We start from the raw sequence: 20,578 nt of genomic DNA, 5'->3' as shown, positions 1-20,578 counted from the left end.
GTACCCAGGCGCAAGGAAGGGGGCCTTCACGTACTTGTGGGTCAGCCGCGAAGGGCCTCGGTCAGCTTGATCCGGCTGCCGACCCGCAGGACGCTGTTCTGGTAGATCCGCGCGCCCAGCCAGGTGAACAGGGCGATGGCGGCCACCGTCAGGCCGAGTGACAACGCGATCTCCCACACCTCCACGGTCCCGGCCGCGATCCGGGCGGGCATCAGCACCGGGGAGAGCAGCGGCACCAAGGAAAGAACCTTCGTACCCGTGCCGTCCGGCGCCTGCGTCAGCAGGTTGAACCCGACGACGAAGCCGAGGATGAGCACGATGTTGACCGGGCCGATCACCGACTGCGTGTCCTCCTGCCGCGAGACCAGCGAGCCCATCGCGCCGTAGACGGTGGCGTACAACAGGAAGCCGAGCAGGTACCACACCACACCCCACAGCAGCGCGCCCGTCGCGACCCCGGACAGGGTCAGCACGTTGGTCGCCGAAGCGACGATCAACCCGGCGCCGCCGATGATCACCAACTGGGTCAGCCCGACCAGGCCGAGCCCGATCACCTTGCCCAGCAACAGATGCCACGGCCGGACGGTGGACAACAGGATCTCCACGACCCGGCTGGACTTCTCCTCGACCACGCCCTGGGCGACCAACGTCCCGTAGGTCACGATGCTCATGTACAGCAGCACCGCCACGATCAGCCCGATCACCATCCGCTGCGACTTCTCGGGATCCGGCGGTTTGATCGAGTCGACCTCGACCTGCGTCTGGTGGACCGTGCGCATCACCTGTTCAGGGGACTCCTGGGATTCGGAAAGGATGCCGTTCAGTACCTCCTGCTGGGAAACACCGTTCAGCAGGGCACGCAACTTGGTGTCCAAATCGGACTTGACGAGCACCTTCAGCTCGGTGGCGTTGCCGGACAGCAGCGCGTCGAGATCGCCGTTTTCGACCTGCGCCCGGCCCTGCGCGGGGTCGGCGACCGTGACGGTCTCGATCTTCTCGTCGAGTGCCGCGCCCGCCGTCTGGAGCTGCTGCGCGATTCCGGCGGTCTGGCCGAACAGCCCGACCTTGCTCTTGTCCTCGTCGCCGATCAGCGTGGACTGCAGCAGCACGTACCCCATCAGGATGACCAGCAGCACGGCGGTGCCGATCACGAAGGAGCGGGTGCGCAGCCGGGTGTTCAGCTCGCGTTTGGCGATGAGCCGGACCGCGCGCCACGAAGATACGGTGTTCATGCGGAAACTCCTTGTGCCGCCGGCTTCTCGGCGACGGCGTCGCGGAAGAGTTCGGTCAGCGAACGCCTGCGTTTGGTGAACTCGGTGACCGGGCCGGTGGCCAGTGCCGCGGCGAGCACGGCCTGGTCGTCGGCGCCCGCTTCGAGTTCGAGGATCGCCGTCGGGCCGTTCTGCTCGACCGAGCGGACACCGGGAACGGCCGAGGCCCAGCCGGGCGCGGCGTTCGGCGCGGTGACGACGAGCCCGTTGCCCGCGTCCGCGGTCAGCTCCCCGACGGTGCCGGAGGCGACCATCCGTCCACTTCGGATGATGCCGACCAGGTCGCACAGCCGCTCGACCAGATCCAGCTGATGGCTGGAGAAGACCACCGGCACCCCGGTCGCGGCCTTCTCGCGCAGCACGCCGCTCATCACGTCCACGGCCAGCGGGTCGAGGCCGGAGAACGGCTCGTCCAGCACCAGCACCCGCGGATCGTGCACCAGCGCGGCCGCGAGCTGCACGCGCTGCTGATTGCCGAGGCTCAGCTTCTGGACCTCGTCCTTGCGCCGTTCGGTCAGCCCGAGCCTGGCGATCCAGTTCTCGGCGCTGCGATGGGCGTCGTTGGCCGACATCCCGTGCAGTTCGGCGAGGTAGACCAGCTGCTCCAGCACCTTCATCTTCGGGTACAGCCCGCGTTCCTCCGGCATGTAGCCGATATGAGTGCGGGTCTCGTGGGTGATCGGGGCGCCACCGAGGCGCACCTGCCCGGAGTCGGCCGACAGTACCCCGAGGACGATCCGCATCGTGGTGGTCTTGCCCGCGCCGTTGCTGCCGACGAACCCGAACAGCTCACCGGGCTGGACCTCGAAGCTCACCTCGTCCAGCGCGACCTTCGCGCCGTACTTCTTGGAGATCCGGTCGATCTCCAGTTTCCCCTCGCTCATTTCCACTTCCCCTCCTCGAAATACCGCACCAGCGCCGTGAACCCCCGGTGGACGCCGGAAATCGTGCGGTTCCGCTGGAGCAGCCCGTCCAGTTCGACGTGGCTCATCACCGAGGTGGCCCGGTGCACCAGGACCGCCCGGCCCGCGCCGGCGAGGACCCCGCCCGCCACCAGCACGACGGCGACCACGCCGATGGACACCTTGTACCGCCTCTTGTCCCCGGTCATGCCGGAGTCACCCCCTCGAAGTCTTCCGGATCGTCGTCCGGCAGCGACCAGCCCAGGAGCACGCCTGCCAGCGTGGTGCCGGTGACCAGCAGCGCGCAGGCCATCATCGCGCCGCGCGCGCCGCCGTCCTCGGTGTCGGCGACGATCAGGCTGTAGAGCACCGCGATCATCATCAGCGCGACCAGGACCTGATAGCCGATGAAGGTGGCGCGATGGCGCCATTCCCGCTCGCGTTCGTCGAGCCGGAGCGAGAACCCGCCGCTCATCTTGCCGGTGAGGATCCGCAGCAGGTAGTGCGCGCCGCCGGCGAGAACACAACCGCCGAACCAGCCAAGGAAGAAGACCGGCTCGTGCCCTGTCCGGAAGAAGGCGGCACCGGCGATCAGGACCAGATCGCCGAGGAGCACCAGCACGCTCAACGTCCGCCGCCGTTTCCGCGTGCGCCAGGTCGGCAGCCTCAGCGCCCGCTTGCGTTCGATCTCGTCCAGCCGTTCCTGTCGGCGTTCCCAGTACGCCGCGAGACGGCCGCGCTTCTCACTCATGCTCCCCCCTCCCGGTAGACCTGAGTGGACAGTGGCGTGAACGGTTCGCGGCTGAACACGGCCTCGACCGGGAGGTCGAACACCGCGCAGAGCCGAAACGCCAGGTCCAGGCTCGGGTAATGGTCGCCCCGCTCGAGCGCGCCGATGGTCTGCGGATTGACCTCGACGGCCGCCGCGAGGGCGGCCCTGCTCAGTCCGCGCTCCGCCCGGAGCACGGGCAGCCGGTTGTAGATCGGCAGCTCTTGGCCGCGTCTGACCGGGCTCATGGAACATACTGTTGCAAAAACCCAACGACTCGTCAAGCCGAGACAGCACCTCACTGCAAGTAGGTGACTAATTGCGAGGGGTCAGGACAGGCCGGTGAGCGATTTGTCGACGAGTTCCCGGACGCGGGCGCGGGCGGCCTCCGCTTCGGGGGCGACCAGGCCGAGCCGGGTGCGGCGCTCCAGCACGTCCTCGACGTCGAGCGCGCCTTCGTGCCGCACGGCCCAGACGACCTCCGCCGCGCTGATCTCGGTGCCCTCGAACAGGGGGAGCCCCAGTTCCGGGTCGACCTCGCCGAGGGCAGCGACTCGAGGCGCTTCGGTGCCGTACTTCGCGACCAGCCGGGCAGGTGCGTCCACAGTGGACAGGCGGTCCCGTGGTGTCGCGCCGAGCAGCGGAAGCCGTGAAGTGGTCGACGGCCCGGCGAGCAGACCGGACCGCTTCAGCGCGGCGTCGACGGCGTCCTCGGCCATCTTCCGGTACGTCGTCAGCTTGCCGCCGACGACGGTGAGCACGCCGTCCGCGCCGGTCACCACCGCGTGCTTGCGCGAGAGATCCGCGCTCCTCCGGTGGGCTCTCAGCGGGGAAGAGGGCTTCGAGCCGAGACCACCACGGCCTTCGATCAGCGGCCGCAGCCCGGCGTAGGAGCCCGCGACGTCGGCGCGGGTCAGTGGCCGGGTGAACGCGGTGGACGCCACTTCGAGCAGGAAGTCCACATCGGACTCCGGTACGGACGGCACTCGCGGGACGGCGCCGTCGATCGGTTCGTCGGTGACCCCGACGAACACGCGGCCATCGGGCTGCGGCAGCAGGAAGACGAACCGGTTGTTCTCCCCGGGGACGGGTACGTTGACCGACGTCGCGCCGATCCGCGCCGCTCCCGAGGCCAGGATGAGGTGCGAGCCGCGAGACGGCCGCAGCCGCACCGACTCCGTCAGTTCGCCCGCCCAGACGCCCGTCGCGTTGATCACCTGACGGGCGCGGATCTCGATCTCCTGCCCGGTGAGCCGGTCCCGGGCCAGTACGGATTCCGCGTCGAGCCGAAGCGCCTCCACCTTCGTCAGGATCTTCGCGCCGCGTGACGCCGCCGTGCGAGCCAGGCTCACCACGAGCCGCGCGTCGTCGGTCAGCGCTCCGTCGTAGGCCAGCAACGCGCCGCGCAGGCCTCGCGGCGTCAGGCCGGGCGCGAGCGCCAGCGCCTCCGCGGCCGGGATCGACCTCGGCCGCGGCAGTACCGACGCCGGTGTCCCGGCGGCCCGGCGGAGGCCGTCACCGGCGACCAGGCCCGTCATGATGAACGCCTGCTGGCCACGGGAGGTCTTGCGGTACAGGGGGAACAACTGCGGGATCGCCCTGGTGAGGTGCGGGGCGGTACGGGTCAGCAGAATCCCGCGCTCGACGGCGCTTTCGTGCGCCAGCGCCAGGTCGCCCTTGGCCAGGTACCGGAGGCCGCCGTGGACCAGTTTGCTGGACCAGCGCGACGTCCCGTACGCCAGGTCGTACGCCTCGACGAGGGCCACCGAGAGCCCGCGCGCGGCCGCGTCGAGCGCGATCCCGGCGCCGGTGACACCCCCGCCGACCACCACCAGGTCGACCCGCTCACCGCCGGCCAGCGCCGTGAGCTCCCGTTCGCGCCGGAGTGCGTTGAGCGAGCCGGGCGTCACGGCCGCAACGCCGCGTCGAGCACGTGGGCGAACTCCGTCAACAGCTTCTTCTCGTCCACGTCCGACGTGGCGGGGCGGTAGGAGAACGCGAAGGATTGGATGAGCAGCAACAGGGTACGGGCCTGGGAAGGCAGGTCACCCTTGCGGATGGAGCCGTCTTCGTGGCCGGAGCGCAGCAGGTGCAGGATGACGCCCTCGGCGAAGCGCTGGGTCTTCCCGAGCCGCTCGACGATGTAGGGCAGCACCAGTTCGGGGTCGAGGTCCAGCAGTGTGCGGAACAGCGGATCACCCGACAGCGCGGCGACGGCGGCCGACGAACTCTGCACGAGCTTCTCGCGGGAGTTGGCCGGTTCGACGCCCGGTTCGGCGGCACCCTGCAGCAGTCCGCCGAACTCGCGGGTCATGAGCGTCGCGAGCACACTGCGCACGTCCGGGAACCGGCGGTACACGGTCATCCGGCTGACCTTCGCGGTCCGCGCGATCTCGGCGAGGGTGGTCCGCCGCACGCCGACGGCGAGCACGCACTTCTTCGCGGCGTCGAGCAGAACGTCGTCGGACACGCGTGTCGAGGCCTGACGGGATCGGGTGTCCGCCAGTGCCGAAACGCCTGTTTCCGCAGGTGAGTGACGCTTTACGTGCATATGTAACACTGTAGTCGTGACGGAGCTTATTGACCACCGGTTAAGACGATCCTGGACGCCCGAAGCCGGTGACGCGGCCCACCTTCCGGCGAAAGCCCTGCGGTGGCTCGTCCAGCGTATCGGCCCGCTGGGCTCGGCGGCGCCGTTCGCGGAGATTCCCGCCTTGTCCGTTCCCGATCCGGCGCTGGGCGAACAGCCGAAACGAGACCTCGAAGAGCTCGTCGGCGCCGACCACGTCCTGGTGGGCCCGGAGGAACGGCTCGCGCGGGCCGGCGGTCTGTCCTATCTGGACCTGATCCGGCGCCGGGGCTTCGGTGATTTTCCGGTGCCGGACGCCGTCGTCCTGCCGGAGAATCCCGCCGAAGTCCAGTCGGTACTGGAAATCTGTGCCCGGCACGACGTCGGCGTCGTCCCGTTCGGCGGCGGGACGTCGGTGGTCGGCGGGGTTTCGGCGCTGCGCGGGGACAAGAGCGCGGTGATCGCGCTCGACCTCACCAGGCTCGATGAGCTGGTGTCCGTGGATCCCGTGTCCCGGATCGCGGTCCTGCGGGCGGGGGTCACCGGCCCGGAGGCCGATCGGTTGCTCGCCGCGCACGGCTTCACCCTCGGGCACGTGCCCCAGTCCTACGAACGCGCCACCATCGGCGGCTTCGCCGCGACCCGGTCCGCCGGGCAGGCCTCGTCGGGTTACGGCCGGTTCGAGGACATGGTCACGGGCGTCCGGCTCGCGACCCCCCGCGGCGAGTGGAAGCTCGGCGTCGCGCCGGCTTCGGCCGCCGGACCCGACCTGCGGCACCTCGCCATCGGCAGCGAAGGCGCGCTCGGCGTGATCACCGAGGTCACCCTTCGCGTCCGCCCGGTGCCGGAAGTGCGGCGCTACGAGGGCTACGTCCTGGACGGCTGGGAGAACGGCGCCGCCGCGGTCCGCGAACTCGCCCAGCGGCACGTGCTCGCGGACGTCACCCGGCTGTCCGATGTGGAGGAAAGCGAGGTTTCGCTGGCCCTCAACGACAGCTTGAAGACCAAGGCGCTGCGCCGGTATCTCAAGGCGCGGGGAGTCCACGCGCCTTGCCTGCTGATCGTCGGCTGGGAGGGCGCGTCGAAACGCGAAGTCGCCCGGCGCCGCCAGGAGACCACCCGGGTGCTGGCGTCGTCCGGTGCCGTCCGCATCGGCGCCGCCCTCGGCGAATCCTGGCGCCGTGGCCGGTTTTCCGGGCCTCGGCAGCGGGATGCGTTGATGGACAACGGCGTCTGTGTCGAAACCCTGGAAACCGCCGCCTACTGGGCGGAATTGAGTGACCTGCGTGACGCCGTCCGCGCCGCGCTCACCGCGACCCTCGGCAAGGCGATCATCATGTGCCACGTCTCGCACGCCTACGAGACGGGCGCGTCGCTGTACTTCACCGTGCTCACCGCACGCGACGAGACCGACCCGATCGGTCAGTGGCGGCGGGCGAAGGCGGCGGCGTCCGAGGCGATCACCGGGATCGGCACCATTTCGCACCACCACGCCGTCGGCGTCGACCACACGCCCTATCTGGCGGCGGAAATCGGGTCGCTCGGTGTCGAAGTGCTGCGAGCGGCGAAGAAGGCCGTCGACCCGACCGGGATCCTCAATCCCGGAAAGCTGCTCTGAGCCTGTTGGCGGAGCCGAGAGCCCCTCCGCGGAAAGCGACTCGACGCGTGGACCCGCCCGGCCGAAGGCCCCGCTATCGCGGTGGCAGGGCGCCTTCGGCACCTTGGCGAGCCGGACGATCAGGTCTCGCCCTGCCGACGTCGATCGCGGACGCGAGTTCACCGGCGGCTCCTCTGACCAGCGTCGCGGCCTCGACCAGCGTGCAGTCCAGGCCGTGCGTTTCGGCGGGGATGCCCTCCAGCGCCGCGGCCCGGCGCTGTTCGAGGTCGGCGACGCGGATGTGCCTGCCGTCCACCAGGATCGGCAGGCGGATGTCCGCGGCGCCGACGTAGGCCACCACGTCGTCGAGCACGGTGCCGTCGTCGAGGGTGATGGCCGGCGCGGTCAGCCGCACCAGGTCGTAACGTTGTCCGGTGCCCTCGCAACGATCGAGCACGGCGAGCTGGTCGGGCGTCGCGAACCAGACGGAGTGCTCCTCGACGACCCCCGGTGCGGAAGCGAGCGTCGCGGGCCGCTGCCCGTCCCGGAACCGCAGCCCGGACGCCCAGACCGCGGCCAGGTCGGTGCAGCGCGCGTGGCAGACGACGACCGGACCCGTCAGGCCCATGTTCTCCCGCAGCCAGGTGATCTTGGCCGGACACGCGTTCGATCCGTAGGCGAGCACGGCCTGGCGTTCGCGCCAGCCCTCCGGCGCGGTGTCGAGACTGTGCCCGGCGCCGTCGAAGTGGACGAACGAATGCCCCGGCCGCGCGCCCGGATACGGGTCGGCGGGGAAATCGGCGTCGGTGAAGAGCTTCACCACGTCACCACACCGTGACGCCGTCGCCGACGGCCTCCACGGAGCCCGCGGCTTCGTGGCCGAGCAGGAACGGGGACTCGTCGGCGAGCCCGCCCTCGCGGTAGCGCAGGCCGGGGTGGCGGACACCGCACGCCCTCACGGACCCCGGCGGGACCGGTTCACCCTTGGCGCGGGAAACGGCGCCTTGGACCTCGTACGGCATGCCCACCTCCGAGTAGTCGACCCCGAAGCTTGCCATGAAACCGCTTCGGATCGCGACATCCGCTCGGGTGCGGTATCGGTTCAGTGCCCCGGAGTGATGAGGTAGGCGATCCCGCCAGGACCGCTCGAAACACCGCCATTCGTGTTGTACCGCTTGGTGCGCTGCCAGATCGTCTCGAACTGGTGTCGTTTGTAGACGTTCCGGACGCGGTCGTTGCTGCTCGCCGCCGGGTCGTTCGCGATCACGTCACCGTCCTTCGTGAAGCCGACGACGACCATGATGTGCCCGGCGGTGCCGTAGCCCGCGCCGTCGAGTTCCTCGGCCTTGAACGACTGCGACGTGATCACCGGGATGCCGCGCGCGATGTAGCTTTCGAGTTCGGTCAAGGAGTGCAAACGGGTGATGTGCCCACGCAGTCCGAGCGAAGCGGCGTACGCGGTGTTGAACGGCCAGTTGCCCGTTCCGTCGTAGGCGTAGTCGAACGTGTAGCGGGCGGCGTACGCGACGGTCGGATCGACGTAACCCTCCGGGATCCATGTCATGTCCGCGCGCTTGGGCCGTTTGCCCCAGTACTCGACGACCATTTCGGTGGACGTGGGGCTGCACCAGTTCTCGCCGCCACCGCCGTACTCCGGGAATTGTCCTTTGTGGATGTTCTGCGCGTAGGCGGGCACCTTGAGCTCGATGCCGGCGGCGCGGCCCGGTTCGGTCGCCTCGACCTCGAACCGGTCCGGGACCAGCGACGTCATCGCGCCGACCGACGTCACCGAGGGCGTGGCGCGGGAACCGGCCTCGCGGTACAGGCTGACCCGCAGCTGGTACGAGCGGAGCGCGACGCCCGCCTTCATGACCAGCGTGTCGACTTCGACGGCGGCGTTGGCGTCGCTCTGACCGTCGACGCTGGTGCGCTTGATGTCGGCGTCCCCGCCTGCCCAGCGGCCCATGACGTACCAGGCGGTCTCGGCGCCCGCGGCGGTGCGGCCCTTCGCCTCGACCTCGAGCCAGGTCTTGGCCGGCGTCTTCGCGTTCCAGGAAGCGACCAGCTGGGAGGCGTCGAAGCCCTGCGTGTGACTTCTCGACGTCCACTGGCCGTATTCGTAGGTCTTGGTGGTGCCGAGTTCGGGTTCGGTGTGTTCGATGGTGCCGATCGGGCGGTCGATGCGCAGCGCGCCGTGGTCGAGATCGAGCCCTTCCAGCCTGCCGTCCCGGAACCCGTGGTGACCGGACCATTCGTGATGGTCGATCGACTCGTCGTCCGGCCGGCCGGGACCCGCTTCCGCCGTCTGTGCCGTCACCGCGGTCATCGTCGCGATCGTCAGCAACGTGACCAGCCCTCGTCTGCGCATCCCGGCTCCATCCCTAGGGTCCACCCGGTAGGGAAGGAATTTTCGCCGGTCGCGCCAGGTATGTAAAGTTTCGCCTTCAAGCACGCGAGTTACGCCCCTGATCACGCGAGTTACGCCCCCGGTCACGCGAGTTACGTCCCCGGTCACGCGAATCGCGTCGTTCGGCCGTGCGTGGATGGACGACTCGCGTGACTGGAAGCGGAACTCGCGTGACTGGAGGGCGATCTCGCGTGATCGGGGGCGTAACTCGCGTGCCGGAAGGCGGAACTCAGGCGAGGGGGTTCGGGAGGAGGAGTTCGGTGTTCTGGTCCCGGGCGGTGCCGACGGCGGACAGCGAGGCGTGGATGTCGTTGTACGAAAGCTCCCGGTACAGCGACGCAAGCGCTTGCGTCGAAGTGTCCGAGTAGGGAGCCGCGTACGGGGCTTCCGCCTCGATCAGCGTCGTGAACAGCGAAAGCGTGCCGTCGGCGTTGTCGGCGACCTCGATGATCCGCGCGTGCTGCGGGAAGTCGATGTGCGAAGCGGTGTTGATCTCCCAGAAGCTCTGCTTCGCGGTCTTGCCGACGTGCGGGGTGATCTTGTTGTGGTGCGTGTGCCCGTTGACCCACGCCAGCACGTTCGGGAACCGGTGCAGCAGCGAGACGAACGTGTCGCCGTTGAGCCGCGGCTCCAGCGGGTGGCGCGCGTCCGGCAGCACGTTGCCCATGGTGTCGCTGGTGTGGTGGCTGAAAAGGAGGAACAACTCGTCCGTCACGTTCTGCGTGACCTTGCGCCCGAAGAAGTCGTAGTACGTCGAACTGTTGCGCTTGAGCGTGTTCTCCACCCAGGTGAACTGCCCGAGCCCGATGGACCCGTTGGCCAGCCCGGCCATCGTCGTGGTGTCGAGGCTGAGGCCGACGACGCCCGGCGCGATGCGGAAGGTGTAGTACACGTTCCGCCCGTCGGCGTTGTTCTCGCTGAACCCGTGGCCGACCGGGCCGGGGCCGGTGTTGGCCGAATCGAGGTGGTGCCGCACGAATTCCGCCGTGCTGAACGGCCGCCGCCGCTCGTCCGGGGTGATTTCGCGGATCGTGCCGGAACCGCCGAACAGCTCCGTGATCGGGACGCCGGAGCCGGAGCCGATCGCCTTGGCGAGTTTCCGCGACGTCGTCTCGTCCTTGCCGATCACCTTGAAGCGGCCGGTGTACCAGGCGTCCATCCCCGGAAAGTCCGGCACGGTACCGACGATGCTGTCGTCGTGGTTGCCGAAGGTGCAGAACCACGGGACGTCGAGACCGGGCGAGGTGAAGATGTTCGAGGCCGCGCCGAGCAGGCCGGGCAGCTGCGGGAAGCCCTTCTTCGTGTACGCGTCGTCCAACGGCTTGCCGGGATTCCAGTAGTGCGAGGAGCCCGACGTCTGGACGCCTTCGTGCGTGTTCGGGTCGCCCGAGGTCGGGTTGACCGTGCCGCCGTTGAGCACCTTGAGGAACCATTCGAGCTCGATCAGCTCGTGGTTGTCGGTGTTGTCGCCGGTGGTGACCATGAAGTCGATCGGCCGTCCGGTGAACGGGCCCGCCTTCAGCGTGTTGACCCGCTCCACCAGCGCCGTCGTCGCCACCGGTCCCAGGGTCTCCTGCGGCCGGTGCGCCGAGCCGACGAACGGGTGCAGGTATTCGAACCGCGCCGGGCTTTCGGCGTCGGTGAAGTGCAGGTCGGTGAACTGCGCGAACGAGGCCATCGCCCGGCGCCGGTCGTCGCGGCCGGATTTGGGCGCGGCGAGGTCGCCCCGTACCACGAGCGGCCAGCCGGGGCCCGCGGTCAGCCGGGTGTAGTCCGGACCGGTTTTCAGCGGGGCCGCCGCGGCTTCGAGGGTGGTGCCCGCGGTACGCACCGCGCGGGCCGAGGTGCGCGCCAGTGCCCGGTCGAGCGCGTTGGCGGTCGGCGTGCACAGCAGCAGGCCGATGCCGGCGGCGCCGGCCGCGGTGAAGGTGCGCCTCGAGATGTCGGACATGGCGGTGCCCCCAGTCGTCGCGGATGGTCGTCGCGGAAGGACGATGCCGGACGACGTTAGCCGTGGGGTGAACGCCAGAAAAGGGTAATGCGAAAAGTTGTCACGTTCGGCCGAATGCCCCGGGAGCCGAGCGGGCTGGTTACGCTGGCTGCTCGGCGAAACGAGGAGGTGGCCCCGGTGGGTGCTTCGGCTTGGTCTGTCCGCGGCCGGTTCGACGGCGACCCGGGGGCGGCGCTGGACGCGATGAAGGCGCGCGTCTTCGAGGAGGGCGACTACCTCTGGGAAGGGGACGAACTCGGCCGCCCGGATTCGATCGACGAGCTGTACGAGGTGGAGAGCGTCCAGGAGGCCGGGACCCATTCCGTGCTCGACGTCCACGAGTTCATCAGCGCCACGGGCGAGGACGACTTCGGCACCATCCGGCCCTTGACCGACGCCGAACTCCTCGCCGCCTTCGGTACCGAGGAGCCGTCCGTCGCCGCCTTCGACGAACTCGACAAGGCGGGACGGCTGCCGTTCGAACGCCGCCCGCGCTGGAGCGCCAACTGCGCGCTGCTCTACGAGGACGACGTCGCTGTCGAGCTGGCGATCTGGGGCGTTTCCGGCGACTAGAGCCGGGCTTCGAGCCCGTCCAGGATCACCTCGACGCCCAGCGCGAAGACGTCTTCGCCGGTCTGGCGAGCGAAAGCCCGCCCGAGCCTGTTCACGTGGGGGTAGGCCGCGAGCCGTTCGAAGAACTCCTCGTCCGGCTTCCGCGCGGGGAGGGTTTCCATCGAGGCGAGGACGTGCGCGGTGAGCAGTCGTGAGATGCCTGCGGCGTCCTTCTCCGAGAAGCCCGCCTCCAGCAGGATCCGCGCGGTCGTCTCGAGGTGACCCAGCCGGTGCGGCCCGGCCGGCGGTCGCTCGCGCAGCAGCGCCGTCGCGTCCCGATGGCGCAGCAGCAAAGCGCGGAACTGGCGGAGCCCGCTCGCGAGCTGTTCGCGCCACGGCAGGTTCTGGTCGATCTCGAAGGCGTCGGCACAGATCGCTTCGGCGACGAGGTCGAGCAGTTGCGCCTTGTCCTTCACGTGCCAGTACAACGTCGGTGAACTGACGCCGAGCTTCGCCGCCAGGCGCCGGGTACTCAGCCCGGCGAGACCGGCCTCGTCGAGCAACTCGACGGCCGCTTCGGTGATCTTGGCCGGATCGAGCGTTCCTTTGCGGGCCACCCGTGGACTCTATCAGTGATAGATTTGTCTCTATCACTGATAGAGAATGGGGGAAGTGATGTACTGGACACCAAAGATTCGCCTGGTCACGGTGCTGTGTTCGCTCGTCTTCGTGCTCGGGACCATGCTGCAGAACTACGTGCTCATCGACCTGGACCTGATCGAAGCGAGCATGCGGCTCAAAGGCGTGGAAACCGGTGACGCGCCCGCCTACCTCGGCGCGTTGCGGCTGGTGGGCAACGTCTTCATCGCCGGGAACGCGCTCGGTCTGCTGGTGTGGTTCCGAGGTAGGTGGCTGTTCTGGCCGGTGCTCGCGGTCAACATCGGCCAGGCGGCCGGCGTGTACGTCGTGCCGTTCGAAGTCCACCGCGCCGCGATCGCCGAACACGGCTGGCCAGGCGTGCTGCCGACGCTGGTCACCGACGGCGGCGCGGTGATCCTGTCGATGGTCCTGATCGTCGCCTACGTCCGTTCGCGGCGGCTCACGCGGACAGGCGACCCAGTTCGGCTTTGACGGCCTCGACCGCGGCCTTCGTCTCGGCGACCGGATCCGCGCCGTCACGGGCGATCCGGCCCAGCGCGTCGACGAGCGCGGTGTTCGCCACCGGAGTCCACAGTGGACCGGCGGCGCGGCCGTTCTCCTTGACCAGCTTCGCCGCGTCGGCCGCCGCGGCGACCTTGTCGAGCACGCTCAGCCGCGCGGGCAGGTGGAAACCGAACTCGGTGGCGAACTCCTGCTGGAAGTCGGTGCGTTCCAGCCACAGCCACTTGACGAAGTCCTTGGCGGCGTCGGGGTTCAGGCTCTTGGAGTGCACCATCGCGCTCAGCCCGCTGACCGGGACGGACGGCGCGCCCGCCGCGTCGAGCCGCGGGAAGGCCAGGATCCCGAAGTCGTCCTTCACGGCGTCCTGGATCTTCGGCAGGTTCCACAGCCAGGTCCACTGCATGGCGGTGAGCCCGTCGATGAACGGGAGCGGATCCGCCCAGTCCGTCGAACCGCCGAACAGCAGCGAACCGTTGAGCTCGTGGAGTTTCGCGAAGGTCGTGGCGGCGCGTGGATCGTCGAAACCGACCGACTTGCCGTCCTTGACGTAGTCGAGCCCGGCCGACCACAGCAGTGGTCCGGCCAGCGCCGCCGCGCCCGCGTCGTTGCCGGCGAACAGTCCTTTGACGCCGTCCCTGGACAGTTTCCTCGCCGCGTCGACGAGTTCACCGAGCGTCTGCGGCGGCTGCGCCCCGGCCTCCTGCAGGAAACTCTTGCGGTAGAAGAGAACCTGGGCGTCCAGTGCCTGGGGGATGCCGTAAAGCCTGCCGTCGACCGTCTGTGCCGCCAAGACGGAGGGAGGGAAATCCCCGCGCACGGGGCCGACGACGTCGTCGAGCGGCAAGAGGAGGTTCTGCCGGACGCGATCGACGGTGACCTGGCCTTCGAAGACGTCCGGGACCGGCCCTGTTTGCAGCGCGGCGTTCAGTTTCGTCTCGTAGTCGTCGGGATTCCACCGCACCGCGACCTCGGACTTGTGGTACGCGGCCGCGTAGCGCGTGACGGCTTCTTGGACACCGGCTTCGGGATACGGGTGGTACCACTGCGTGAGGTCCACGGGTTGCGGCTTCGGCTCGGTCACCCCGGCGGAGTAGGCCGTCGAAGGGGGCGGGTTTCCGGTTTGGACGGTGTTGGACCCACAGGCGGAGAGCGCGGTGGTCCCCGCCATCGCCAGGAACGCTCGCCTGTTCGCCTTACGCACCGAAAACCCTTCGCCGAATGCCGTGAAGGCCACCTAACGGGGACCGGAGTCCCTGAGGCACATCGCCAACATGGCCCTGTGTCTTTGTAAAACACGGTGGCCTTCACGGAACGGCAGGCGCGCGGGAGATTAACCCGTTAGAGCTGACTGACGTCGAGTTTGCCTTCGGAGTGGAACGCCCGCAGCCGCTTCTTGTCGAACTTGCCGACGCTGGTCTTCGGGACTTCGTCCACAAAGGTCCAATTCTCCGGAAGCTGCCACTTCGCGACCTTGTCGGACAGGAACTCGCGCAGTTCCTCGGCCGTGACGTCCTGGCCCTCCTTGAGCACGACGGCGACCAGCGGCCGCTCGTCCCACTTCTCGTCGGGGATGCCGACCACCGCCGCCTCGGCCACCGCGGGATGCGCCATCACCTGGTTTTCCAGGTCCACCGAGGAGATCCACTCGCCGCCGGACTTGATGACGTCCTTCGCGCGGTCGGTCAGCGTGAGATAGCCGTCCGGGCTGATCTTGCCGACGTCGCCGGTGCGGAGCCAGCCGTCGTGGAATTTTTCCGGATCGGGCTCGTCACCGCTCGTGCCGCTGTGGTACGACGCCGCGATCCACGGGCCCTGCACCTCGAGCTCGCCGACGCTTTCGTTGTCCCACGGCAGTTCTTCGCCGTCGTCGCCGATCAGCCTGGCGCTGACGGACGCCGGGAACCGGCCCTGGGTGTAGCGGTAGTCCCACGCCTTCTCGCCGGTCGCGGCGGCGGGCGGACGCGCGACGCTGCCCAGTGGCGACGTCTCGGTCATGCCCCAGGCGTGCAGGATCGGCACGCCGTAGCGGTCTTCGAAGGCGTGCATCAGCGACGGCGGCGCGGCCGAGCCGCCGACGACGACCTCACGCAGATGGGAGATGTCCTGCGGGTTCGCGTCGAGGTGGGACAGCAGGCCCTGCCAGATCGTCGGGACGGCGCCGGCGAAGGTCGGCTTCTCGACGCCGAGCATCTGCGCGATCGGGGCGGGCTGGAGGAACCGGTCCGGCATCAGCAGCGAGGCGCCGACCATCAACGCCGCGTACGGCATGCCCCAGGCCATCGCGTGGAACATCGGGACGATCGCGAGGGCCTTGTCGTGCTGGGCCAGCCGCATGCTGTCGGACATCGTGACCTGCATCGAGTGCAGCCAGATCGACCGGTGGGAGTACGCGACGCCCTTCGGGTCACCCGTGGTGCCCGAGGTGTAACACATCGCGGCGGCGGACCGCTCGTCCACGTCGGGCCAGTCGAAGGTGTCCGGCTGGCCTGCCAGCAGCTCGTCGTAGGAGTGCACCTGGACGCCGTCCGGTGCCGTCAGCGTGGAGGCGTCTCCGTTGGCCACGATGACGTGACGCACGGTCTTCAGCTCGGGCAGCTGCTTGGCCAGCAGCGGGACCAGCGTGCCGTCGACGATCACGACCTGGTCCTCGGCGTGGTTGGCGACGAAGACCAGCTGTTCGGGGAACAGCCGGATGTTGAGCGTGTGCAGCACGGCGCCCATGGCGGGGATGGCCACGTACGCGGCCATGTGCTCGGCGTTGTTCCACATGAAGGTGCCGACGCGCTGGTCACCGGTGATGCCGAGGCCCCGGAGCGCGTTCGCGAGGCGGGCGGCGTGCCTGCCGAGTTCGCCGTAGGTCTCCCGGCGGGCTTCTGAACCGGTCCAGGTGATGACTTCGCTCGCGGAGTGCACCGTGGTGCCGTGGCGGAGCAGCTTGCCCAGTGACAGCTGTCCGTCCTGCATCGTGCTCAACATCGTGTACTCCCGTAGTGCTCGTTCTCCGGTGAACTGGGGTTGCGCCGACTCTAATCCGGGAGGGGTGAACCGGTCAGTAACATCACAGGCAACCGTTCGGTCACAGTGTCGCGCTAACGGGTGTTCCCCGGTTCGGGGCAAGATCGTCGACGATTCGTATTTCTCCTGCCATGAAACGAAAAATGGCTGACAGGGCGAAGTCCGGACATCGCTCATAAGGGTGATGAACACGGGCGAATCGCCGCCCGAACGGCGTGTTTCCGCAGGCTGGGGCGGGTTGCCCGCGGCGTGGTCGAGGGGTAATAAGTGCGTGTCGGTTTCACGGCCGAGGAACGGGTGGCGTTTACTGGAGCCGTGGTACAGAGACGGCTGGCCAGCGCTTGCTCTTGCAAGCATGGTTCAAAGGCCGTCGGCCGCGAAAGCGGAGACCTGAGATGAAAGGACTACTACGTTGGCTCTGCCCACGTTGACTCCGGAGCAGCGCGCCGATGCCCTCGCCAAGGCGGCTGAGGCTCGCAAAGCGCGCTCCGAGCTGCTTGCGTCGATCAAGTCCGGCAAGGAGAGCATCGACAAGGTGCTCAAGCAGGCCAAGGAGAACAAGACCATCGGCAAGACGAAGGTCACGCAGCTGCTGAAGGCCGTGCCCGGCCTGGGCGCGGTCAAGGTCGCCGCCCTGCTGGAGCAGGCCGGGATCGACCCGGACCGGCGTGCCGCCGGACTGGGCGAGCGGCAGCGCGAGGCCCTTCTCGAGGCGCTGAAGTAACGCTTCCGCCCAGGTCACAGGGTTGCCCGGGGGAAGGTGTTGTTCGCGAGGCTGTTGCCCGGACAACACTTTTCCCTGGTCTCAGCCGGAGCCTGGGACGCTGGTGGGGTGACGACCAGTACCGCACCGGCGACCCCGGCAGACCTGGTCGCCCGCTACGAGCGGGGCGACTTCCTCCTGGCCACGGCGCGGCACGCGCTTCTCGCGAGCGGGACCGCGGCCACCGCGACCGACACCGATCCGGCGCGGCTCTCCGGGGCGCTCCCCGGGCTGTTCGCCGACTCGGGCTCGTCGATCGCGGTCGGTGTGCTGCCCTTCGACACCACCTCGCTGCCGGGGCACCTGGTCCTGCCCCGTGCGGTCCGTCGCGCGACGTCCGAGCACGCGGCCGTCCCATCGCGCACCGCGCTTCCGCAGCCGGTCAAGGTCACTCCCGTGCCCGAGCCGGAGGCGCATCTGGCCGCCGTCCGCGCGGCCGTCTCGGCGCTGGGCGACCGGGACCTGCGCAAGGTCGTCCTGGCCCGCGCGCTCGATCTCGACTTCTCCGCGGCCGTTCCGGTCGCCGACGTCGTCCGGAACCTGGCGAACGGAAACCCTCGGCACACCACGTACGCCGCGCGGCTGCCCGGCGGGCGCACGCTGGTCGGCGCCACCCCCGAGCTCCTGCTGTCCCGCACCGGCGGGGCTGTCTTGTCCCGGCCGCACGCCGGGTCGATGCCCCGGTCGGCGGACCCGGCGATCGACAAGGCGAACGGTGCGGCACTGCTGGCGTCCGAAAAGGACCACGTCGAACACGCCGTGGTGGTGGAGTCCGTCGTGGAGACCCTGCGGCCGTTCTGCCGCACGCTCGACGTCCGCGGCCCCGAACTCGTCTCCACGCCGGCGATCTGGCACCTCTCGACCACCGTGACCGGTGAGCTGCTCGACCAGCACATCACCGCGTTGGACCTCGCCGCCGCGTTGCACCCGACACCCGCCGTCTGCGGTACGCCGACCGCCGCCGCCCGCGCGCTGGTGCGGGAACTCGAGCCGTTCGACCGCGCGTACTACGCGGGCGCCGTCGGCTGGGTCGACGCGGCCGGGGACGGCGAATGGGCCGTGGGGATCCGGTGCGCGGAGATCGCCGACACCTCCATGCGGCTGTACGCCGGCGGCGGCATCGTGCCCGCGTCCGACCCGCGGGCCGAACTCGACGAGACCTCGGCGAAGTTCCGCACCCTGCTGGCCGCCATGGGCCTGGAGAGCTAGCACTGCCCGCAATTCGTCACCTGCAAGCAGGTGACGAATTGCGGGCGTTCGGGGCGCTCGGTGCCGCCGCTTGCCTGCGCTGGACGCGGTGAGGGGGCCTTTCACGCGTCGCCGGCGGGATTGGAGGGCGCACTCGCGTGATTGGGGGCGTACAGCGGAGTCAGAGGGTCGCGAAGGCTTCGGTGACCGAGATGTCGTCCGAGGTCAGCAGCGCGACGGCGGCTCGGTAGCCTTCGGCGGCCTTCAGGTCCGCGAGCCGGGTCCGGTCCGGGTCGAGGGCCTGGTGGCTCGACCGGACCAGCCGCGCCCGCTCGTCGTAGCCGGAGAACGTGATGCTCTGCAGCGGGATCTTGAGGCCCTTTCCGGTGGCCTTCATGACCGCTTCCTTGCGCGTCCAATAGGTGAAGAACGCCGTCGCGCGTTCGTCGTCGGCGAGCCCGGAGATCGCGGCCAGCTCGGCGGGGGTCAGCGCGTACTCCATGAGCGAGTCCTCGGCACGCCTGGTGGCCGTCTCGACGTCGAGGCCGACCGGTGTCCCGGCGGTGGCCGCGACGCCGATGAGGTCGCCGGAATGCGAGATCGACAACATCAGCGGCGCACCGGGGACACTGGGGCGGCCGTGTGGTTTTCCGCAGTCATCGCAGGTCGCGTCGAAGCTCACGTCCTCGACGGCCAGGCCGAGCCGCTCGGCGGCGACGGTCTTCGCCAGGACGCGACCGGTCAGGAACCGGCGTTTGTCGATGTCCTGGCGGTAGTTCCCGTACCGGCCTTGCTCCAGCTCGTCGAGCAAGGCCAGGAACCGGGGTTCGGCGGGCAGGGGCGGGGACCAGCGGACCGCACATTCGATCACGTGTCCTTCTTACCTGATCCCGCACCCGATCATCGAGTGTTCGTTGAGTGGCGTCTTTACCTGATCCCGCACCCGATCATCGAGTGTTCGTTGAGTGGCGTCTTCACCTGATCCCGCACCCGATCATCGAGTGTTCGGTTGAGTAGCGTCTTCACTCGATCCCGCACCGGGATCACTCGCGTTTTCGTCGAGCAGCGTCGCTTCGTCGAACGGCGATCGGCCGTCGAGCGTCCGGTCGAGCTGCTCGCGGTCGATCTCGTTGGTCCAGGTGCCGATCAGCACGGTCGCGACGGCGTTGCCCGCGAAATTCGTCAGCGCGCGGGCCTCGGACATGAACCGGTCGATGCCGACGATGAACCCGACGCCGTCCACCAGTTCCGGCCGGTGCGAGGACAATCCCCCGGCCAGCGTCGCGAGCCCCGCGCCGGTGACCCCGGCGGCACCCTTCGAGGCGATGATCATGAACACCAGCAAGGAGATCTGCTCGCCGATGGTCAACGGTTTGTCGAGCGCGTCGGCGATGAAGATGGACGCCATCGTCAGGTAGATCGCGGTGCCGTCGAGGTTGAACGAGTACCCGGTCGGCACGGTGATGCCGACCACGGGTTTGGAGACGCCGGCGTGCTCCATCTTCGCGATCAGCCGCGGCAGCGCCGACTCGGAGGACGACGTCGAAAGAATCAGCAGGAACTCGCGGCCGAGGTATTTCAGCAGCTTGAAGATGTTGACCCTGGCGAGCAGGCCGAGGATCAGCCCCAAAACCACGAACACGAACAGCGCGCAGGTGAGGTAGAAGCCGAGCATGATCACCGCGAGGCTCTGCAGTGCCTTCCAGCCGGTCTCGCCGACGACGGCGGCGATCGCGCCGAACGCGCCGACCGGGGCCGCCCACATGATCATCGCGAGGATCCGGAACACGAGCCGCTGGATGTGCTCGATGCCGCGGCGGATCGGCTCGCCCTTCGTGCCGAGTTTCTGCAACGCGAACCCGGCGAGCAGGGCGACCAGCAGCGTCTGCAGCACCTCGCCCTCGGTGAACGCCGAGACCAGCGTCTTCGGGATGATCCCGAGGAGGAATTCGACGGTGCCCTCGCTCTTGGCGATCTGGCCTTGGCCCTTTTCGGCGATCTCCGGGGTCAGGTGCAGTCCGCTGCCGGGCTGCAGGATGTTGCCGACGACCAGGCCGATGACCAGCGCGACCGTCGACATGATCAGGAAGTAGCCGAGCGCGAGCCCGCCGACGCGGCCGACCTTCGCGGCCTTCGCCACCGAGCCGACGCCGAGCGCGATCGTGCAGAAGATGATCGGCGAGATCATCATCTTGATCAGGTTCACGAACCCGGTCCCGAGCGGCTTCAGTTCCTTGCCGAGGGCGGGGAACAGGATGCCGACGGCGATGCCGAGCACCACCGCCGCGATGACCGCCAGATAGAGGTAGTGGGTGCGATCCCGCTTCGTGGCGGGTACTGCCGTGCTCATGGGTGCCCTTCGCCGGGACGGGAACAGGTTGCGAAAACTTATGA

General features: G+C 68.8%; 19 protein-coding genes and 2 pseudogenes. 5 read left to right on the top strand and 16 right to left on the bottom strand.

The features are described from left to right. Window positions 1-41: 41 nt before the first annotated feature. The 7 genes from P3102_RS32860 to P3102_RS32830 all read right to left on the bottom strand — a co-directional run bounded on the left by P3102_RS32860 (window position 42) and on the right by P3102_RS32830 (window position 5,412). Window positions 42-1,232, bottom strand: coding sequence for an ABC transporter permease (locus P3102_RS32860; RefSeq protein WP_276364526.1), 1,191 nt, complete (start codon window positions 1,230-1,232; stop codon window positions 42-44). Further along, a complete protein-coding gene (locus P3102_RS32855) occupies window positions 1,229-2,155 on the bottom strand; it encodes an ATP-binding cassette domain-containing protein (protein WP_276364525.1) in 927 nt (308 codons plus the stop codon). The genes P3102_RS32860 and P3102_RS32855 overlap by 4 nt, the downstream gene beginning before the upstream one ends. Continuing rightward, on the bottom strand, window positions 2,152-2,382 hold the full coding sequence (locus tag P3102_RS32850; protein ID WP_276364523.1) for a hypothetical protein: 231 nt from the start codon (window positions 2,380-2,382) through the stop codon (window positions 2,152-2,154). The genes P3102_RS32855 and P3102_RS32850 overlap by 4 nt, the downstream gene beginning before the upstream one ends. Further along, a complete protein-coding gene (locus P3102_RS32845; RefSeq protein WP_276364522.1) occupies window positions 2,379-2,924 on the bottom strand; it encodes a hypothetical protein in 546 nt (181 codons plus the stop codon). The genes P3102_RS32850 and P3102_RS32845 overlap by 4 nt, the downstream gene beginning before the upstream one ends. Next, window positions 2,921-3,190 carry a helix-turn-helix transcriptional regulator gene (locus P3102_RS32840; RefSeq protein ID WP_276364520.1) on the bottom strand — a complete coding sequence of 90 codons (270 nt, stop codon included), beginning with the start codon at window positions 3,188-3,190 and terminating at the stop codon, window positions 2,921-2,923. The genes P3102_RS32845 and P3102_RS32840 overlap by 4 nt, the downstream gene beginning before the upstream one ends. An 81-nt stretch (window positions 3,191-3,271) precedes the next feature. Then, the gene (locus tag P3102_RS32835) at window positions 3,272-4,852 is read right to left on the bottom strand and encodes a glycerol-3-phosphate dehydrogenase/oxidase (RefSeq protein WP_276364519.1); all 1,581 of its coding nucleotides are present in this window, start codon (window positions 4,850-4,852) and stop codon (window positions 3,272-3,274) included. After that, window positions 4,849-5,412 (bottom strand): TetR/AcrR family transcriptional regulator, encoded by a 564-nt coding sequence (locus tag P3102_RS32830; protein WP_276364517.1) that lies wholly within the window; start codon window positions 5,410-5,412, stop codon window positions 4,849-4,851. Before P3102_RS32830 ends, P3102_RS32835 begins: the two co-directional genes overlap by 4 nt. Window positions 5,413-5,509: 97 nt before the next feature. On the opposite strand from P3102_RS32830, the gene P3102_RS32825 reads away from it, so the two are divergent. Beyond that, window positions 5,510-7,129 carry an FAD-binding oxidoreductase gene (locus tag P3102_RS32825; RefSeq protein WP_276364516.1) on the top strand — a complete coding sequence of 540 codons (1,620 nt, stop codon included), beginning with the start codon at window positions 5,510-5,512 and terminating at the stop codon, window positions 7,127-7,129. A 193-nt stretch (window positions 7,130-7,322) separates the two neighbouring features. Here P3102_RS32825 and P3102_RS32820 read toward each other — a convergent pair. The 4 genes and pseudogenes from P3102_RS32820 to P3102_RS32805 form a co-directional block, all read right to left on the bottom strand. Further along, window positions 7,323-7,931: pseudogene (locus P3102_RS32820) on the bottom strand (gamma-glutamylcyclotransferase family protein); the annotation flags it as partial. Between the two features lie 10 nt (window positions 7,932-7,941). Then, a pseudogene (locus tag P3102_RS32815) lies at window positions 7,942-8,130 on the bottom strand (alcohol dehydrogenase catalytic domain-containing protein); the annotation flags it as partial. 80 nt (window positions 8,131-8,210) lie between these two features. Further along, a complete protein-coding gene (locus P3102_RS32810) occupies window positions 8,211-9,476 on the bottom strand; it encodes a C39 family peptidase (RefSeq protein ID WP_276364514.1) in 1,266 nt (421 codons plus the stop codon). 268 nt (window positions 9,477-9,744) lie between these two features. After that, window positions 9,745-11,466 carry a TIGR03767 family metallophosphoesterase gene (locus P3102_RS32805; protein WP_276364513.1) on the bottom strand — a complete coding sequence of 574 codons (1,722 nt, stop codon included), beginning with the start codon at window positions 11,464-11,466 and terminating at the stop codon, window positions 9,745-9,747. A 177-nt stretch (window positions 11,467-11,643) separates the two neighbouring features. On the opposite strand from P3102_RS32805, the gene P3102_RS32800 reads away from it, so the two are divergent. Beyond that, window positions 11,644-12,078: a hypothetical protein gene (locus P3102_RS32800; protein WP_276364512.1), complete on the top strand. Its 435-nt coding sequence runs from the start codon at window positions 11,644-11,646 to the stop codon at window positions 12,076-12,078. Here P3102_RS32800 and P3102_RS32795 read toward each other — a convergent pair. Then, window positions 12,075-12,674 (bottom strand): TetR/AcrR family transcriptional regulator C-terminal domain-containing protein, encoded by a 600-nt coding sequence (locus P3102_RS32795; protein WP_276364510.1) that lies wholly within the window; start codon window positions 12,672-12,674, stop codon window positions 12,075-12,077. The two genes, P3102_RS32800 and P3102_RS32795, sit on opposite strands and share 4 nt — an antisense overlap. A gap of 58 nt (window positions 12,675-12,732) precedes the next feature. Between P3102_RS32795 and P3102_RS32790 the strand changes: the two genes are divergently transcribed. After that, a complete protein-coding gene (locus P3102_RS32790; protein ID WP_276364509.1) occupies window positions 12,733-13,188 on the top strand; it encodes a hypothetical protein in 456 nt (151 codons plus the stop codon). Here the strand turns inward: P3102_RS32790 and P3102_RS32785 are convergent. Continuing rightward, complete coding sequence (locus P3102_RS32785; protein ID WP_276364507.1) at window positions 13,157-14,419, bottom strand: extracellular solute-binding protein; 1,263 nt, start codon at window positions 14,417-14,419, stop codon at window positions 13,157-13,159. The two genes, P3102_RS32790 and P3102_RS32785, sit on opposite strands and share 32 nt — an antisense overlap. 137 nt (window positions 14,420-14,556) lie before the next feature. Further along, a complete protein-coding gene (locus tag P3102_RS32780) occupies window positions 14,557-16,194 on the bottom strand; it encodes a long-chain fatty acid--CoA ligase (RefSeq protein WP_276364506.1) in 1,638 nt (545 codons plus the stop codon). A gap of 451 nt (window positions 16,195-16,645) precedes the next feature. Between P3102_RS32780 and mihF the strand changes: the two genes are divergently transcribed. Both mihF and P3102_RS32770 read left to right on the top strand, forming a co-directional pair. Then, on the top strand, window positions 16,646-16,957 hold the full coding sequence (gene mihF, locus P3102_RS32775) for an integration host factor, actinobacterial type (protein WP_005155963.1): 312 nt from the start codon (window positions 16,646-16,648) through the stop codon (window positions 16,955-16,957). A gap of 108 nt (window positions 16,958-17,065) precedes the next feature. Beyond that, window positions 17,066-18,205: an isochorismate synthase gene (locus tag P3102_RS32770; protein ID WP_276364500.1), complete on the top strand. Its 1,140-nt coding sequence runs from the start codon at window positions 17,066-17,068 to the stop codon at window positions 18,203-18,205. A 160-nt stretch (window positions 18,206-18,365) separates the two neighbouring features. On the opposite strand, the gene P3102_RS32765 is transcribed toward P3102_RS32770, so the two are convergent. Together P3102_RS32765 and P3102_RS32760 are read right to left on the bottom strand one after the other, a co-directional pair. Continuing rightward, on the bottom strand, window positions 18,366-19,055 hold the full coding sequence (locus tag P3102_RS32765; RefSeq protein WP_276364498.1) for a 4'-phosphopantetheinyl transferase superfamily protein: 690 nt from the start codon (window positions 19,053-19,055) through the stop codon (window positions 18,366-18,368). Window positions 19,056-19,178: 123 nt separating this feature from the next. Beyond that, window positions 19,179-20,534 (bottom strand): cation:dicarboxylase symporter family transporter, encoded by a 1,356-nt coding sequence (locus P3102_RS32760; protein WP_276364497.1) that lies wholly within the window; start codon window positions 20,532-20,534, stop codon window positions 19,179-19,181. Window positions 20,535-20,578: the final 44 nt, after the last annotated feature.

The sequence above is a fragment of the Amycolatopsis sp. QT-25 genome (assembly GCF_029369745.1).
Lineage (GTDB): Bacteria > Actinomycetota > Actinomycetes > Mycobacteriales > Pseudonocardiaceae > Amycolatopsis.
The sequence above is the reverse complement of the archived record's forward strand: the minus strand, read 5'-3'. Positions and strand labels throughout refer to the sequence as shown.

Bases quoted from the DNA above. Each gene is read 5' to 3' on its own strand.
- P3102_RS32860 (WP_276364526.1), bottom strand. From the start codon at position 1,232: ATGAACACCGTATCTTCGTGGCGCGCGGTCCGGCTCATCGCCAAACGC.
- P3102_RS32855 (WP_276364525.1), bottom strand. From the start codon at position 2,155: ATGAGCGAGGGGAAACTGGAGATCGACCGGATCTCCAAGAAGTACGGC.
- P3102_RS32850 (WP_276364523.1), bottom strand. From the start codon at position 2,382: ATGACCGGGGACAAGAGGCGGTACAAGGTGTCCATCGGCGTGGTCGCC.
- P3102_RS32845 (WP_276364522.1), bottom strand. From the start codon at position 2,924: ATGAGTGAGAAGCGCGGCCGTCTCGCGGCGTACTGGGAACGCCGACAG.
- P3102_RS32840 (WP_276364520.1), bottom strand. From the start codon at position 3,190: ATGAGCCCGGTCAGACGCGGCCAAGAGCTGCCGATCTACAACCGGCTG.
- P3102_RS32810 (WP_276364514.1), bottom strand. From the start codon at position 9,476: ATGCGCAGACGAGGGCTGGTCACGTTGCTGACGATCGCGACGATGACC.
- P3102_RS32805 (WP_276364513.1), bottom strand. From the start codon at position 11,466: ATGTCCGACATCTCGAGGCGCACCTTCACCGCGGCCGGCGCCGCCGGC.
- P3102_RS32790 (WP_276364509.1), top strand. From the start codon at position 12,733: ATGTACTGGACACCAAAGATTCGCCTGGTCACGGTGCTGTGTTCGCTC.
- P3102_RS32780 (WP_276364506.1), bottom strand. From the start codon at position 16,194: ATGTTGAGCACGATGCAGGACGGACAGCTGTCACTGGGCAAGCTGCTC.
- P3102_RS32760 (WP_276364497.1), bottom strand. From the start codon at position 20,534: ATGAGCACGGCAGTACCCGCCACGAAGCGGGATCGCACCCACTACCTC.